Genomic DNA, 328 nt, shown 5'->3' on the forward strand with positions numbered 1-328 from the left:
TACCACGTCATTTATCATTTGATGAATTCAAGTCAACAAGTGATGTAGACAGTGCTATGAGCTTTATTTACTGTGATGGTATTACACACGATATCATCGATATCTTACCAGACCGTCGTAAACATAAGCTCGAAGAATATTTTTTAAGATTTTCTAAACGACAACGTAAAAAAGTGAAAACAGTCTCTGTAGATATGTTTCCACCTTATATATCGTTAATTGAATCTTTATTCCCTAATGCCGATATTATTATTGATCGATTTCATATTGTTCAAGCGATTAATCGTGAAATAAATCGTTGTCGTATTCGTATTATGAATCTGTTTAA

General features: G+C 31.4%; 1 protein-coding gene. It reads left to right on the plus strand.

Features of this window, described 5'->3' with window-relative positions; translation table 11 throughout:
* Nucleotides 1-328: transposase (locus tag HHH54_RS10985; protein WP_198618821.1), on the plus strand; the 328-nt coding region annotated here is incomplete at both ends.

Source organism: Staphylococcus canis (assembly GCF_016238445.1).
GTDB lineage: Bacteria > Bacillota > Bacilli > Staphylococcales > Staphylococcaceae > Staphylococcus > Staphylococcus canis.